The following is a 13,639-nucleotide window of genomic DNA, read 5'->3' on the forward strand; positions in this document are numbered from 1 at the left end:
GAATAGCTCTGTTGGAATCTTCTCGAAGGAACATTCAGCAGGGACGCTCTTCATATCGGTTTCGCCGGCTTCGAGAAGCAACCGGTTTCTCAGCGAATCGCCGGACGAAGAGCGGTTTCGGCGACCCCGGATCCTGTAGGGCTCTGAACCCGGTAACGGGGGCTTACGGACCGTACACACGGATACGATCTGCATAACAATTCGCTCTGGCCCCGTCCGGAGATCTGGATAGAGAGCGCGGAGAGATCCGACGACGATGTTCGACTCGAGTGCTCACTGCCAGCCGCCGGCGGTATCGAGGTGGAAGCGCAGATGCAGAGCCGACGCCGTGCGAGACCGCTGAGACATAATGAACGCATCCGAAACGATCGACGAGACGGCCGAAGTACAGATCGAAGAATCGAACCCAGTGGGCTGTGAAACCCGGCGGGACGTCTGGGAGGCGAGCGGCGATCTCGGACTCGGACCGAGACGCTCCGGAAACGAACAGACGAACGCCGCGCCGTCCGACAGCTCATGACTGCTTCGCAACCCACCAACGACCTCGCCGCGGCGCTCGACGACGGAGCGGTCGCGCTCGGCGTCCTCGACAACACGTACAGTCCGACGCTCGTGGAGTTCTACGGCGAACTCGGCGTCGATTTCGTCTGGTTGGACTTCGAACACGGCGGCCCGGACCCGTGGGACGGGGGCCAGTTGGAAGACCTGCTCCGCGCGGGCGAACGGACGGACGTGGAGCTACTCGTCCGGCTCCCCGACACGGATCCGACGCTCGTCCGGAAAGCGCTGGACCTCGGCGCGAGAAACGTGTTCCTTCCCCGCGTGGAGACCGCCGAGGAGGTCCGAGCGGCGGTTCGATCCGCGCGGTTCCGCTACGACGGTGGCCCCGGCGATCGGGGACTGGCGTCGCCGCGCGCTCGTCGCTGGGGGCTCGCCGAGGACTACGTCGCCACCGAGGACCGAGAGACGCTCGTCGGCGTGACCATCGAGACCGAGGCGTCCGTCGAGAACCTCGACGACATTCTGGCCGTCCCGGAGCTCGGATTCGTCTTCATCGGTCCGTTCGACCTCTCAGTGGCGCTCGGCCATCCCGGTGAGGTCGACCACCCGGAGGTACAGGAGGCCGTCGAGACGGTTCGATCGAAGGCCGTCGACGCGAACGTCCCCGTCGCAGGTCTCGGGTTCGGGATGGACGACGTGAACGAGAAGGCGGGGAACGGCTACCAGATGCTGAACCTCGGGAGCACGACCGGGGCGCTCAAAGGGGCCGTCACCGGCTGGCTCGACGCCTACGAAGGGCGCGACGACTGAATCGCCTCCGCCGCGTATCCGGTCGCGTCGCCTTCCGGGTGCGCATATATCGCACACCTGTCAGGGGAGAAATGTTTCGTGCGTTCTCGCCGACCGGGGTGGGTTCCGGAGTTCGGAGGCGCTCTGTTAAGCGCCGTATAGCATAGTGGCCGTCCGGAGAACGGCGATCCGTGCAGAACAAACGCGTGCTCGTCACGGGCGGCACCGGATTTATCGGCTCGAACCTCGCGAACCGGCTCGCGGCGGACAACGAGGTGACGGCGATCGACAACGGCTACCTCGGCACCGAGGAGAACGTCGACTCCGGGGTTCGCTGTCTCCAGCGCGACGTCTTGGAGGAGGACCTCCCGACCGACGTCGACGTGGTGTTCCACCTCGCCGCGCGCTCCTCCTACGCGATGCACGAGGAGAACCCGGTGGAGGGCGCCCGGGTCAACGTCGACGGGTTCGTGAACGCGGTCGAACAGGCGCGCAAGGGGGGCTGTGACACCGTCGTCTACGCCTCCACCTCCTCGATCTACGGGAGCCAGACGGAGCCATGCCCGGAAGACATGCCGGTCGAGGTGAACACGGGGTACGAGGCCTCCAAGCTCTCGCGGGAGCGCTACGCGGAGTACTTCTCGAACCACCACGACATGGCGATGGCCGGCATGCGGTTCTTCTCGGTGTATCAGGGGTACGGCGGCGCCGAGGAGCACAAGGGCGAGTACGCCAACGTCATCGCGCAGTTCGCCGACGACGTGGCCGACGGGCGCAGTCCGAAGCTGTACGGCGACGGCACCCAGACCCGGGACTTCACGCACGTCGACGACATCGTCGACGCGATGGTCGCGGCGGCCGACCACGAACTCGACGGCGTCTACAACGTCGGGACCGGGGAGGCGCACTCCTTCAACACCGTCGTCGACCTGTTGAACCGCGCGCTCGACGCCGACGTGGACCCGGCGTACGTGGAGAACCCGATTCCGGAGAGCGTCTACGTCTCGGACACCTGCGCCGACGCCTCCAAGCTGCACGAGGCGACGGGCTGGGAGGCCGACATCGACTTCGAGACGGGGATCGAACGGGTGTGCGAGCCGTATCTGGTCGCCTAAACGCACGTCGGCTGAGCGATCGCCGTCGTGGAAGAACGCCGGCGAGCGATTTCGGGAGTACGTGATGTAGACCGACTTGGGCGTTATTTATAAACCGGATCGACGTGTTGCTGTCAGCTGTTTATAAGCGACTGACGACGCTGCGGTGAACACCTTCAAAGCCCCAGCCGGGAGGCGGGCGCACGCTCGCTGCGGTCCTCGGTCGTTCGCTTCGCTCACTCCCTGTGGTCCTTGCGTCCCCTGCGCCCGCCTCCCGGCTGCCCCTTTGAGTCCCACCCGACCGCAACCGCACCGCCTCACGCCTCCCCAGCCTCGCGGCTCGTTCGGGGCTCCCTTCGGTCGCCCGCATCACTCGCCGCGTCCCTCGCGCGTGCCGCTCGCGGCCTAGCGGCCGCTCACGGGCACGCGCCACCGCCTCGTTTATTTATAAGCGATTGTCACCCTCGCTCAAACGCGTTTAAATATCTCATCGCCGTCACCGAACCGCAACACCCACTCTCGCTGTCGATCGAGGGTGGGCTCCGGTGAACGACTGTCATCTGTGAAACTCCGTTGCAAAAAACGAGTTCCCAGAGCCGGAACGGCGAACGCCGAACCCCGCTCACACGCGCCGGACCGAGAAGCCGGCGTCACGCCACCGGTCCAGGTCCAGCATGCCCGTCGCGTCCACCACGTTCGGCTCCGCCATCCGTTCGGCCAACTCGACGGGGTCGAGATCGGCGAACTCGTCGTGGTCGGTGGCGACGACGATCGCGTCGGCGTCCCGCGTCGCGTCGTCGAGGGACCGCAGGTCGAGGGTCGCGTCCGCGACGTGCGGGTCGTGAACGGCGACGCTCGTCGCGTCGGCCACGCCGCCGTCGGTGGCGGGCGCCACCGCCTCTGTTCCGTGCTGGAGCTCCCGCGCGAGTGCGAGCCCCGGGCTCATCCGGGTGTCGTCGACGTTCCCCTTATACGCCGCGCCGAGGACCGCGATCCGCGTCCCGGCCAGATCGGGCACGAGCTCGCGGAGGAGCTCGACGACGAACCCGACCATCCCGTCGTTCACCCGCCTCGCGGCCTCGATCAGATCGAGCTCGTCGGATCCCTCGCCGAGGAACCACGGGTCGATCGGGAGGCAGTGGCCCCCGACGCCCGGCCCGGGCCGGAGGAGGTTCACCCGCGGGTGGCCGTTCGCCATCTCGATCGCCTCTCGTGAGTCGATCCCGTAGTCGTGGGCGAGCCGGGCGATCTCGTTCGCCAGCCCGATGTTCACGTCCCGGGCCGTGTTCTGGATGAGCTTGACGAACTCGGCGGTCGTCGGCCCGTCGGTCGTGCGGATCGCCCCGTCGACGAACGACTCGTACAGCGCCACCGACGCCGCCGTGGCCTCGGGCGTCAGCCCGCCGACGATCCGGTCGTTCGCCCGGAGCTCCGCGATGATGTTGCCGGGGAGGACCGTCTCCGGGCAGTGGGCCAGTCCGAAGTCCTCCGCCGCGCTCAGTCCCGATTCTTCCAGGATCGGTCGCATCTGCGAGGCGGTCGTCCCCGGCGGGACCGTCGATTCGAGGATGACCGTGTCTCCCTCGCGGAGGACGGGGAGGACGGCCCTCGACGCGGCCCGGATGTACTCCAGATCCGCCCGTCGGTCTTCCTCGTCGAACGGCGTCGGGACGCAGACGAGGTGGTACTCCGCGGGCCGCACCTCGTCGACGATCCGCAGGTCGCCGTTGTCGAGCGCTCGCCCGACGAACTCGGAGAGGCCCGGTTCGTTCAGGCCGACCTCGCCCTCCCGGAGGGCCGCGACGAGGTCGTCGTCGACGTCGAAGCCGCGCACGTCGTGGCCCGAGTTGGCGAGCATCGCGGCGGTCGGCAGCCCGATGTACCCCAGCCCGTGAACGCAGACGGTGCTCATTGCGGCACCTCCTTCGACCGGGTCTCGACCGGGAGCGCCCGCAGGATGCGCTCGGCGGCGTCGCCGTCGCCGAACGGGTTCTCCCAGTCGCTCGCGCCGAGCATCTCCCTGACGCTCCGCTCGATCCGCGCCGGGTCACAGGAGCTGAGCCGGTTCGCTCCCACGTCGACGGTCTCCGGGCGCTCGGTGTTGTCCCGCATCGTCACGCAGGGGACGCCGAGGATACAGGCCTCCTCTTGGACGCCGCCGGAGTCGGTCAGGATGAGGGCGGCCGACGACGCCGCCCGCAGGAAGTCGAGGTACTCCAGCGGTTCGACCGCCCTGACGCGCGGCGGGAAGTCGATATCGAACTCCTCGACGCGGCTCTGAGACCGGGGGTGCATCGGGTAGATCACGTCGGCGTCGTGGGCCTCGGCGGCCCGGTGGGCACCCGCGAGGAGGCCCCTGAACCGCTCCTCGTCGTCGACGTTCTCCGCCCTGTGAGCCGTCAGCAGGAAGTACCGTGAGCCGTCGAGGCCCAGATCTTCGAGGACCGTGCTCTTCTCGCGGGCGATGTCGAGGTTCCGGTGTATCGCGTCGACCACGGTGTTGCCCGTGACCGTGATCCGGAACGACGAGACCCCCTCGCGGAGGAGGTACCCCTTGCTGCGATCGGTCGGCGGGAAGTGGTAGTCCGCGGCGTGGTCGGCGAGCACCCGGTTCGTCTCCTCGGGCATCTCCCGGTCGAAGCTCCGGAGCCCCGCCTCGACGTGACCCAGTTCCGTGTCCATCTTGCTGGCGGCGAGCGCGCCGGCGAGCACGCTGTTGGTGTCTCCCTGGACCAGCACGACTTCGGGCTCGGTCTCGTCGAGCGCGCGCTCGATCCCGACGAGCATCTCCGCGGTCTGCTCCCCGTGAGGCCCGGAGCCGACGGCTAGGTCGTAGTCCGGGTCCGGGAGGTCGAGCTGGTCGAAGAACACCGAGTCGAGGTTGTCCGAGTAGTGCTGTCCCGTGTGGACGATCACGTACTCGATGTCCTGCCGCTCGCACGCCTGAACGAGGGGAGCGAGCTTGATGATCTCGGGCCGCGTTCCGAGGACGAAGGCGATCTCGGTCATTCGGACTCGCCCTCCGTGGGCCGGGTCACTTCACCGCCGTCCTGGAACACCGGAAACCGCTGATCCCTCCCGATCTCGGGGTCGGCGTCTACCCCCGGTTCCGGCCTTACCGGCTCCCGGGGCTCGGGGACGGACCGAACGAGGTCGTCGTTCTCCGACACGTCGAACCACATGCCGAGGGTCAACAGCAGCCCGCCGATCGCGCCGACGGTGACCGACAGCATGCCGCCGAGGAACGCGTCGACGCTCGCCGACGCGAGGGTGTAGGCGCCCCCGAAGATCCCGGTGAGCGTCACCGCCGCCCCCAGCGCGTAACAGACGACCAGCGGGTGGAACTGCCGGAGGACGTACGATCGGCCGATGCGCTCGACGAAGTTCCGCGCCAAGAGCGCCGAGAGCCGGGGAATGAACGTCGAGTACCGAATGGTGCTCGTCTCGTCGCCGTACACCGACGGGTGCGAGACGTCGGCGATCTCTTCCCGACCGAGATTGAGGGCGAACAGGAGGTGGTTGAGGAAGCCGTACTCGTCGTAGAGCCGCTCGAACCGGACCCGCCGTAGCCCCTCGTTCGAGATCGCGGTGAAGCCGTTCTGCGGGTCGGAGACCTCCCAGTAACCGCTAGAGACGCGAGTTAAAAGGGTCAAAACGACGTTCCCGAACAGCCGCCAGCGCGACATCCGCTCGTAGTCTCGCCGGGAGCTGAGCCGGTTCCCCTTCGCGTACGTCACTTCCCCCGCGGCGACGGGAGCGACGATCCGTTCGAGGTGGGCCGGGTCCATCTGCCCGTCGCCGTCCATCACGGCGATGACGTCGACCCCGTCGTCGAGCGCGCGCGAGTACCCGGTCTTGACTGCCGCCCCGGCGCCGCGGTTCCGCTCGTGTTGGATCGTGATGACGCGCGGCGGGCCGGCGCCGCGTTCGGGCGACGACTCGGCGGCCCGACCGTTGACTCGCTGAGCGCAGTCGCGGAGATCTGCCCACGTCTCGTCGGTCGACGCGTCGTCGACCGCGTATATCCGGTCGACGTATCCGGGCATCGTCTCGATCACCTCGTCGACGCGGCCCGCCTCGTTGTACGCGGGGACGACGACGCCGACGCTCCGTCCGTCGTACATCGTCAGATCCTCCCCCCGCGTCGGGTCGCGGCCGTCCCGGCCTGTCGGGTTCGGAGCTGTCGTCGGCGTCCGTCCGCGGCTCTGACGTTGGATGCGATCATGGGTTTGGTGTAGGCACCCCCGCGTGCGGGGCCCGACGCGACGCGGGGTGGCTGACTGAACACCCGTCGGAAGCGGGCTTCGTTATACACCGCATCACCAGATCGCCCGGTGGACCGAGCGGTCACAGGTCCACCAATCGGTCCTCCCAGTTCCGCCGCGCCTGAAGCGCCTCGAACCCCGTCTCGGTCACCTGATAGAAGTTGGTTCGACGGTTGATCTCCCCCTTCTCGACGTAGCCCTTCTTCACCAGCGTGTCGAGGTTCGGATACAGCCGCCCGTGGGTAATCTCGCCCATCACCGTCTCGAGTTCGGTTTTGATCTCCTGACCTGACGGGTCCGACTCCGACACGATCACGTAGAGGAGGTCTCGCTGAAAGCTGGTCAGTTCGAAAAGCGGGTCAGTCATGACGGGACGATGGGTCCCCGGGAGTTTCGTTATGTACGGGGAAACGAGAGTATCGAGAATATCACTCCATTTCGCTTCGACTAGCGGTTCGCGGAGTCCCCGATATGGACGTGATAACAAATTGAATGAGGCGTGACGTGTCTGTCATCCGCCCGTCCCCGTCGAGAGAGGGGGCGAAAGCCGCCGACCGATCACGAGACTACCCCATGAACTCGACGGAGGAACTCACGAAAGACGAAGTGTTCGAGGTATTGAGCAGTTCACGACGCCGGCAGATCCTGTACCACCTGCACCGACGCGGCGGGCGCGCAGACCTCCGATCTCTGGCCCGCGACACGGCGACAGACGAGACGGACGAACCGGTCGACAACGACGTCGTGAAACGGTTCTACATCTCGCTGTACCAGACGCACGTCCCGAAGCTAGAACAGGTCGGGCTGGTGGAGTACGACGGCGACGAGAAGACGGTCACGCTCACCGACCGAGTCGCGGACGTCGCCCACGTCCTGAACGAGGACGTCGAGCCTGACCGCCAGTGGGCCGTCTACTACGGCGCGCTCGCGGTGGTCGGCGTCGCGATCGGGATCGCCCAGCTCCTGAGCGCGGTCTCGGCGCTTCCGAGCCTCGCGTTCGCCGTGTCCGTCATGTCGCTGGCGGCGTTCCAGTACTACGAGACGGCGATCAAACGCGCCGAGTACACGTTTCTCGAACAGTTGGTGACGGAGTAACCGGTCGGCCGACGAGAGAAAGCGGACAGCAAAGCGACGAGGCGGGGCCCCCGGTCAGTCGAGGTACTGGACCCCGAGGATTGCGGCGATTCCGATGACGCACAGCAGCGTCCAGCCGACCGCCGGCACGGCCGAGGGCGCTCCGATTCCAAGCGTCCCGAGTCCGACGACGGCGACGACGGACGTGGCGATCGCGGGGACGAGCCAGGTTCGTTCGGAGCCCGTCTCGTCGTTCTCGTTCTCGTCGATAGGGTCCATGTAAACCAACAGCTGTGACACCGAATCCTGCAGTTCGATCGTCCCGCGATTCTTGTCGTACTCGACGACTCCGATGTTGTCCATCTTCGGGAGGTGACACTGGTAGAGGCCGATGTACACCCGCTTCCGCTGGTCCGACGAGAGCTCTCGGACCGTGATGTCGTTCTCGTCCGCCGCGATGTGTTCGGCGACCTCGTTGAGTTCCGCGTAGCCGTCGTGGGCGCGGAGGTACTGAATGATGCTGCGCCGGCGGCTGTTCTTCAGGAGATCGAAGATCTCGCCCTTTTCGAGCGTCGATCCGTTCGATCGGGACTCCTTCCCGATCTCCTCCAGGTTCGATACGTCGTCGGTCGACGTCTCGGGATCCGACCCGAGCTGATCCCCGCTAAGTGACCCCGAATTTCCCGCACTCATGGAACCACCCAGACGGTACACTTCCTTAGATATACTGAAGGTAACTAATTCTAACAATTCGGGAACGCCTCGAATCAACGGATGGAAGCGTCGTGGAAAACCGGCGGCTCGATCGGCGTCGATACCTCCGTTTTCCGACGCGTTCGCTCCGGGCGCCGGGGAGTCGACTCGGGGTTTTCGCCGTGTCGCCGACCGACGGATCTGTTAGCAGACGCATACTATTCCCTCGCTCTCGTGTGAAGCTTATAATGACATACCGTGTCGCTATAATCGGGACCGGAGAGGACCCCGAAACGCGTGATAGAGACGGGTTCGCGATGGCGTACCGCCACGCGTCCGGGTATCAGCGCCTCGACTCGTGTTCGCTCGTCGCCTGCGCGGACATCGTCCCGGAGAACGCGGAGGCGTTCGCCGAACACCACGGGCTCGACGCCGTCTACGAGGACCACGAGGTCATGCTGGAGGAGGCCGAACCCGACATCGTGAGCGTCTGCGTGCCCCCGGCGATCCACGCCGGTCTCGTCGTCGACAGCGCGTCCGCGCCGTCGGTCGACGCGGTCCACTGCGAGAAGCCCATGGCGACGGCGTGGGAGGACTGCAAGCGCATGGTGGACGTCTGCGACCGCGAGGGCGTCCAGCTGACGATCGACCACCAGCGGCGACTGGCCGAGCCGGTCCTGCGGGCGAAAGAGCTGCTCGACGAGGGAGAGATCGGCGAGCTGAAACGCGTGGAGTGGTCCGAGGTGAACCTCTTCGACGCCGGCTCTCACCTCTTCGACCTCTGCGACCTCTTCGTGGACGGCGCGCGCGCGGAGTGGGCGCTCGCGGCGATCGACTGCTCGCACGAGAACCGGTGGTTCGGCGCCCTCAACGAGACTCGGTCGATCGCCCAGTGGCGGTACGCGGACGGCACTATCGGGGTCGCGTCGACGGCGGAAGACGGCGTGACGAGCGTCGACCCCTACCTCCGACTCGTCGGCGAGGACGGCGTCATCGAGATCCAAACCGACGACGGGACGGCGCTCCGGGTTCGGACCGACGGGAAGTGGCGGACCGTCGACACCGGCGAGAACGTGTACGGGCCGACGCCCGGAATCGCCCACGCGGCCGTCAGCAAGGCCACCGGGTTCCTGCCGGGCGTGACGTGGCCCGCGGACCCGCCGACCCACTACGAGAAGGCGATCGAACACCTCGTCGACGCGCTGGCGACCGACGCGGAGCCCGCCTTCTCTGGCCGGTGCGCCCTCCGCGGCACCGAACTGGTGTTCGCGAGCTGGGAGTCCGCGCGGCGCCGCGGTCGCGTCCACCTCCCGTTGGACGTGGAAGGGAATCCCCTCGAAGAGATGTATGACGCCGGACAGCTCGGCGGAATGGACGACTGGCCCGACGACGCGTAACCGGACGCAGTCTTCCGGTTCGGATCGCTTGGTTCCCGGTTTGGAATCCATCACTTATTCGAACGTTCATCGCGGATCGAACATATAATAAACCAAACACTTATTGCGGGTAACGGGAGATTAACGGCTGCAATGGCACACAAGCTGGCACACAAGTTACAATCGATGGGAGACGAACCTCCCGACGACGGTCGCGACGAGTCCGCGTCCGGCGGCGTCACGCGTCGGGGATACGTTCGGCTCGGCGGGGCGGCGCTCGCGGCGCTCACGGCGCTCACCGGGAAGACGGCCGCGGTCGCCGCGGCGTCGGCGGACGACGCGAGGGGTTTCGAACACCGGATCCGAATCCGCGGGTCGGGCGCTCCGTCCACGTACGAGGTGACGGTCGGCGGAGCGCTCGTCGCGGACGCGGCGACGGGTCGAACCGCCGGCCACGTCTCCGGCTCCACCGCGGAGGGCGCGATCACGAGCGGCGACCGGAGCTACCGGTTCCGCGGCGAGCTCCACGATGTCACCGTCGACGGCGACGCCGAGGTCTCACTCGACGGAAAGGCGGTCGAACCGTAGCCGGTTCGGCGGTCGACCCGTAGTCGGGTTCGGCGGTCGGGTCCCGACACCGATGTCGCCCCCGCCGGCGCGCCGGCGGGGGCGGATCCCTCGATACTCCATCTATAACTACCCACGACCGACGGGTCCGTCATCACATGTGGCCCTGGGAGCACGCGCTGTTCGCATACGTGTGTTACTCGACGTACGTTCACGGCAGGTATCGGTCGCGACCCCGAGACGCCCCCGCGGTCGCGCTCGCGTTCGGCGCCGTGCTCCCGGACCTGATCGACAAGCCGCTCGCGTGGGAGTTCAACGTGTTCTCGACGGGGTACGCGGCGGCCCACTCGCTGTTTCTGGGCGTCCCGGCGGCGCTCGCCGTGTACGCGCTCGCCGAGCGCCGGCGCGCGGGAGCGGTCGGCGGCGCCTTCCTGATCGGGTACCTGCTCCACCTCGTCGGCGACGTGCTCCCGGCGTCGCTGTCGCGGGGGCGAGTCGACCTCTCTCCGGTTCTGTGGCCGATCGCCGGGCGCGTGTCGCCGCCCGATCGCGGCTCCTTCGTCGACGGCGTCTACGGGCTGTTGACCGAGTACGTCGCGCGGCTCCTCACCTTCGATCTCACTCCGGTCATCGCGCTCCAGCTCGGCTCGGTCGCGTTCGGCGTCACGCTGTGGCTGGCCGACGGACGCCCCGGCCTCTCGCTGGTTACCGGGGCGTTTCGGCGGGCGATGAAGCGGATTCGAGCCTGAAGCTCAGTCGAGCCGATCGAGCGTCGCCCGACCGCGATAGATCGCCGCCTCGGGATCCGACGGGTGGTCGTCTTCGAACACGAGCCAGTCGACGCCTGTCTCCCGCGAGGCCCGGAGGACCCGTTCGAGGTCTAAGATTCCCTCGCCGGGCGTGACCGACCGGAACGCCGGCGGGAAGCGACGCGTTCGCGCGACGTCGGCGATGTGGATCAGCGACAGGCGATCACCGAGCAGGTCGAACACGTCGACCGGGTCATACCCCCCCGCGGTGACCCATCCCACGTCGACCTCGAAGGTGAGGTCGTCGGTGCGGGACACGAGCCGACCGAGCCCCGTCGTCCGGACGGTCCGGTCCGTCCCCCGTACCGTCAGGTCGATCGCTTCGGCCACCCGCTCCCAGACGAAGCCCGGTGACGGGAGGTTCGCGGGAACGCCGAGCCCGAATCGGTCGAGAAGCGGGAGAAGCGGCCCCTTAGAGATGTGATACGAGAGCCGGAGCCCGTGGCTGTCGAGCCGGTTCGCGAGGCCGTCGAGCCGCCTCGCGAGGGCGTCGGCGTGCGTCGTCGTCCGGAAGTAGCCGGCACCGAGGTGCGGGATGACGAGGTGATCACAGCCGACGCGGTGACAGCGGTCGGCGAGCGACTCCAGGTCTCCCTCCATCTCGCGCAGGTCGGCGTGGACGGCCACGGGCTCAACGCCGGTCTCGTCGAGGGCCTCCCGGACCGCGTAGGGGTCCGCTTCCAGGAACCTGCCGGCGAACTCGACCCCCTCGAAGCCGGCGTTGGCCACTCGCCGGATCGTTTCAGGCAAGGGCTCGTCGATGTCTCGGAGCGTGTGCAACTGTATCGCCGAGCGCGGGCGCGACTCCGTCGCCCGTTCGGCTGGTTGTGACCGGCTCATCGTCTGATCGCCGGCCCGTCGACAGAAAGTAATTGACCGCGAAGCCCCGCTCCGGGGACAATCCCGACCCTAACTCCCGGCCGATCCGGACTCGATCGTCCCCCTGTCCGGATCAACGGTCAGCACGCCGATCGACCAGTGGTCGTTCGTGAAATCAGCCTCGGAGCCCCGTGGTTGACGACCGTGCCGGCCCACCGGGCCGTCCGACCAACGAAGCTCCCAGAAACGCCAGCGGTCGTGGCCGGTCGGAGGCGCCTCTCCAAGGTCGTCTACGAGTCGCTCGCGCGTCTCAAACGTCCGAGTCGCCGGCGACCGCCGGTCGGCTCTCGATAGAGGCCGGTCAGCGTCTCTGCGGCGTGCTCCCAGCTCTGCGATCTCGCGTGCCGGTGGTTCGCACTCCCGATCGACTCGAGGTCCGGATGGTGGTACGCCCGCCGCAGGGCCTCCGCGAGCCCGTCGTCGTCGCTTGGGTCGTAGAGGAACTCGTTTTCCGGCGGCACCGTCTCCGGGAGGCAACCGATCGCTGGTGAGATCACCGGGCGCCCGTACGAGAGCCCGAGGTGCGCCGTCCCCGAGTTGAGTATCCTCCGGTACGGTAAGGCGAGGGCGTCGGCGGCGTTCATGAAGTACTGGATCCGCTCGTCCGGGACGAACTCGAGGCGGGTCTCGATCCGCGGATCGCTCCGGGCGAGCGCCGCGACTTGCGCCTCGGTCCGGTCGTCGTGCGGGTTCCCGACCAGCCACAGCTCCGCGTCCGGCGCGTCGAGGTCGGCGAACGCCTCAACGAGGTCAGGGACGCCCTTGTACTCGCGTATCAGTCCGAAAAAGAGGAGCACGAAGGCGTCGTCGTCGATCCCCAGGTCGCGTCTGGCCGCCTCGCGGGACACGTCGTTCTCGTAGGCCACGACGAAGTTCCCGTCCGGGACCACCGCCATCCCGTCGGCCGTCGGGACGCGGTACGTCGCGGCGATCGCGTCGGCCGCGGCGCCGCACTTGACCGTGACCGCGTCGGCGACGGCGAACACGCACTCGTTGACGAGCCGTTCCGTGCGGGGGTACAACCCCTCGTGGTGGCGCTCGTTGTGAACCGTCCGGACGATACGGACGCCGAGCAGCGAGACGAGCGCCACGTCGACGAGGAACGCCGCCGCTCGCAGAACCGAGATCAGCGCGTTCGCGGGACCGAACCCCGTCCCGGTCGTCACGTAGTAGTCGTAGATCCAGTCGAGCTGCATCGCGTCGGCGTCGGGATTCGCGAGGACCGCGCGCGTGAGCGGGAAGAACAGGGGGAGCGGCGGCGTTCGGACGTCGACGCCGGTCTCGCGGAGCGCGTCCCCGAGCAGCGTCATGTACGCGTTCTCCGGGTACCAGCTCCCGCTCATCAACAGCAGCGCGATGTCGTCGCCGTCGGTCATCGGCATCGGGACCGGTCGAGTGGCTCTCCGACCGGCGGCCCGTCGGGAGTGAACTGCACCGCGCGCGAATCGATTCGGAGGTGTGTCACGATGTATCGATGCAAGCCACCGATCCCAATAAGTATAATTTGCTTTACTAGATATGATTCAATTAACCTAGTTAAAAATGACTAGTATTCCAATTCAACCATCTTTTCTAAGCTACTGACTGCTCGC

Annotated in this window: 14 protein-coding genes; 7 read left to right on the forward strand and 7 right to left on the reverse strand. The window is 67.1% G+C overall.

The features are described from left to right. Positions 1-349 precede the first annotated feature (349 nt). From ACP96_RS18390 to ACP96_RS02025, 3 genes are all read left to right on the forward strand, one after another. The gene (locus ACP96_RS18390) at positions 350-520 is read left to right on the forward strand and encodes a hypothetical protein (protein WP_154020378.1); all 171 of its coding nucleotides are present in this window, start codon (positions 350-352) and stop codon (positions 518-520) included. Then, complete coding sequence (locus ACP96_RS02020) at positions 517-1,311, forward strand: HpcH/HpaI aldolase family protein (RefSeq protein WP_050031925.1); 795 nt, start codon at positions 517-519, stop codon at positions 1,309-1,311. The genes ACP96_RS18390 and ACP96_RS02020 overlap by 4 nt, the downstream gene beginning before the upstream one ends. Before the next feature lie 170 nt (positions 1,312-1,481). Beyond that, positions 1,482-2,405, forward strand: a complete 924-nt coding sequence (locus ACP96_RS02025) for an NAD-dependent epimerase/dehydratase family protein (protein ID WP_050031926.1) — start codon at positions 1,482-1,484, stop codon at positions 2,403-2,405. A 601-nt stretch (positions 2,406-3,006) separates the two neighbouring features. On the opposite strand, the gene ACP96_RS02030 is transcribed toward ACP96_RS02025, so the two are convergent. The 4 genes from ACP96_RS02030 to ACP96_RS02045 all read right to left on the reverse strand — a co-directional run bounded on the left by ACP96_RS02030 (position 3,007) and on the right by ACP96_RS02045 (position 7,016). Further along, entirely contained in the window at positions 3,007-4,296 is a 1,290-nt protein-coding gene (locus tag ACP96_RS02030; RefSeq protein WP_050031927.1) for a nucleotide sugar dehydrogenase, read from the reverse strand. Further along, positions 4,293-5,393 (reverse strand): non-hydrolyzing UDP-N-acetylglucosamine 2-epimerase, encoded by a 1,101-nt coding sequence (wecB, locus tag ACP96_RS02035; RefSeq protein ID WP_050031929.1) that lies wholly within the window; start codon positions 5,391-5,393, stop codon positions 4,293-4,295. The genes ACP96_RS02030 and wecB overlap by 4 nt, the downstream gene beginning before the upstream one ends. Further along, positions 5,390-6,508, reverse strand: coding sequence for a glycosyltransferase family 2 protein (locus ACP96_RS02040; RefSeq protein ID WP_050031930.1), 1,119 nt, complete (start codon positions 6,506-6,508; stop codon positions 5,390-5,392). Before ACP96_RS02040 ends, wecB begins: the two co-directional genes overlap by 4 nt. Before the next feature lie 223 nt (positions 6,509-6,731). Next, on the reverse strand, positions 6,732-7,016 hold the full coding sequence (locus ACP96_RS02045) for a PadR family transcriptional regulator (protein ID WP_050023272.1): 285 nt from the start codon (positions 7,014-7,016) through the stop codon (positions 6,732-6,734). A 206-nt stretch (positions 7,017-7,222) separates the two neighbouring features. On the opposite strand from ACP96_RS02045, the gene ACP96_RS02050 reads away from it, so the two are divergent. Beyond that, entirely contained in the window at positions 7,223-7,744 is a 522-nt protein-coding gene (locus ACP96_RS02050) for a DUF7344 domain-containing protein (protein ID WP_050031931.1), read from the forward strand. Between the two features lie 54 nt (positions 7,745-7,798). On the opposite strand, the gene ACP96_RS02055 is transcribed toward ACP96_RS02050, so the two are convergent. Then, the gene (locus tag ACP96_RS02055) at positions 7,799-8,416 is read right to left on the reverse strand and encodes a DUF7344 domain-containing protein (RefSeq protein WP_050031932.1); all 618 of its coding nucleotides are present in this window, start codon (positions 8,414-8,416) and stop codon (positions 7,799-7,801) included. Between the two features lie 248 nt (positions 8,417-8,664). On the opposite strand from ACP96_RS02055, the gene ACP96_RS02060 reads away from it, so the two are divergent. The 3 genes from ACP96_RS02060 to ACP96_RS02070 all read left to right on the forward strand — a co-directional run bounded on the left by ACP96_RS02060 (position 8,665) and on the right by ACP96_RS02070 (position 11,108). Next, on the forward strand, positions 8,665-9,813 hold the full coding sequence (locus tag ACP96_RS02060) for a Gfo/Idh/MocA family protein (protein ID WP_050031934.1): 1,149 nt from the start codon (positions 8,665-8,667) through the stop codon (positions 9,811-9,813). A 132-nt stretch (positions 9,814-9,945) separates the two neighbouring features. Continuing rightward, positions 9,946-10,380 (forward strand): hypothetical protein, encoded by a 435-nt coding sequence (locus ACP96_RS02065; protein ID WP_050031935.1) that lies wholly within the window; start codon positions 9,946-9,948, stop codon positions 10,378-10,380. A gap of 137 nt (positions 10,381-10,517) precedes the next feature. After that, the gene (locus ACP96_RS02070; protein WP_050023264.1) at positions 10,518-11,108 is read left to right on the forward strand and encodes a metal-dependent hydrolase; all 591 of its coding nucleotides are present in this window, start codon (positions 10,518-10,520) and stop codon (positions 11,106-11,108) included. Between the two features lie 3 nt (positions 11,109-11,111). Here ACP96_RS02070 and ACP96_RS02075 read toward each other — a convergent pair whose 3' ends face one another. Together ACP96_RS02075 and ACP96_RS02080 are read right to left on the reverse strand one after the other, a co-directional pair. Continuing rightward, on the reverse strand, positions 11,112-12,008 hold the full coding sequence (locus tag ACP96_RS02075) for a sugar phosphate isomerase/epimerase family protein (RefSeq protein ID WP_050031937.1): 897 nt from the start codon (positions 12,006-12,008) through the stop codon (positions 11,112-11,114). 269 nt (positions 12,009-12,277) lie between these two features. Continuing rightward, positions 12,278-13,429, reverse strand: coding sequence for a glycosyltransferase family 4 protein (locus ACP96_RS02080; protein WP_237561591.1), 1,152 nt, complete (start codon positions 13,427-13,429; stop codon positions 12,278-12,280). Between the last annotated feature and the right edge of the window lie 210 nt (positions 13,430-13,639).

The organism is Halorubrum halophilum, assembly GCF_000739595.1.
In the GTDB taxonomy this organism is placed as follows: domain Archaea; phylum Halobacteriota; class Halobacteria; order Halobacteriales; family Haloferacaceae; genus Halorubrum; species Halorubrum halophilum.

What these genes read in the sequence shown, in the direction of transcription:
- ACP96_RS18390 (WP_154020378.1), top strand. Translation starts at nt 350, where the DNA reads ATGAACGCATCCGAAACGATCGACGAGACGGCCGAAGTACAGATCGAA.
- ACP96_RS02020 (WP_050031925.1), top strand. Translation starts at nt 517, where the DNA reads ATGACTGCTTCGCAACCCACCAACGACCTCGCCGCGGCGCTCGACGAC.
- ACP96_RS02030 (WP_050031927.1), bottom strand. Translation starts at nt 4,296, where the DNA reads ATGAGCACCGTCTGCGTTCACGGGCTGGGGTACATCGGGCTGCCGACC.
- wecB (WP_050031929.1), bottom strand. Translation starts at nt 5,393, where the DNA reads ATGACCGAGATCGCCTTCGTCCTCGGAACGCGGCCCGAGATCATCAAG.
- ACP96_RS02040 (WP_050031930.1), bottom strand. Translation starts at nt 6,508, where the DNA reads ATGTACGACGGACGGAGCGTCGGCGTCGTCGTCCCCGCGTACAACGAG.
- ACP96_RS02045 (WP_050023272.1), bottom strand. Translation starts at nt 7,016, where the DNA reads ATGACTGACCCGCTTTTCGAACTGACCAGCTTTCAGCGAGACCTCCTC.
- ACP96_RS02050 (WP_050031931.1), top strand. Translation starts at nt 7,223, where the DNA reads ATGAACTCGACGGAGGAACTCACGAAAGACGAAGTGTTCGAGGTATTG.
- ACP96_RS02055 (WP_050031932.1), bottom strand. Translation starts at nt 8,416, where the DNA reads ATGAGTGCGGGAAATTCGGGGTCACTTAGCGGGGATCAGCTCGGGTCG.
- ACP96_RS02060 (WP_050031934.1), top strand. Translation starts at nt 8,665, where the DNA reads ATGACATACCGTGTCGCTATAATCGGGACCGGAGAGGACCCCGAAACG.
- ACP96_RS02065 (WP_050031935.1), top strand. Translation starts at nt 9,946, where the DNA reads ATGGCACACAAGCTGGCACACAAGTTACAATCGATGGGAGACGAACCT.
- ACP96_RS02070 (WP_050023264.1), top strand. Translation starts at nt 10,518, where the DNA reads ATGTGGCCCTGGGAGCACGCGCTGTTCGCATACGTGTGTTACTCGACG.
- ACP96_RS02075 (WP_050031937.1), bottom strand. Translation starts at nt 12,008, where the DNA reads ATGAGCCGGTCACAACCAGCCGAACGGGCGACGGAGTCGCGCCCGCGC.
- ACP96_RS02080 (WP_237561591.1), bottom strand. Translation starts at nt 13,429, where the DNA reads ATGCCGATGACCGACGGCGACGACATCGCGCTGCTGTTGATGAGCGGG.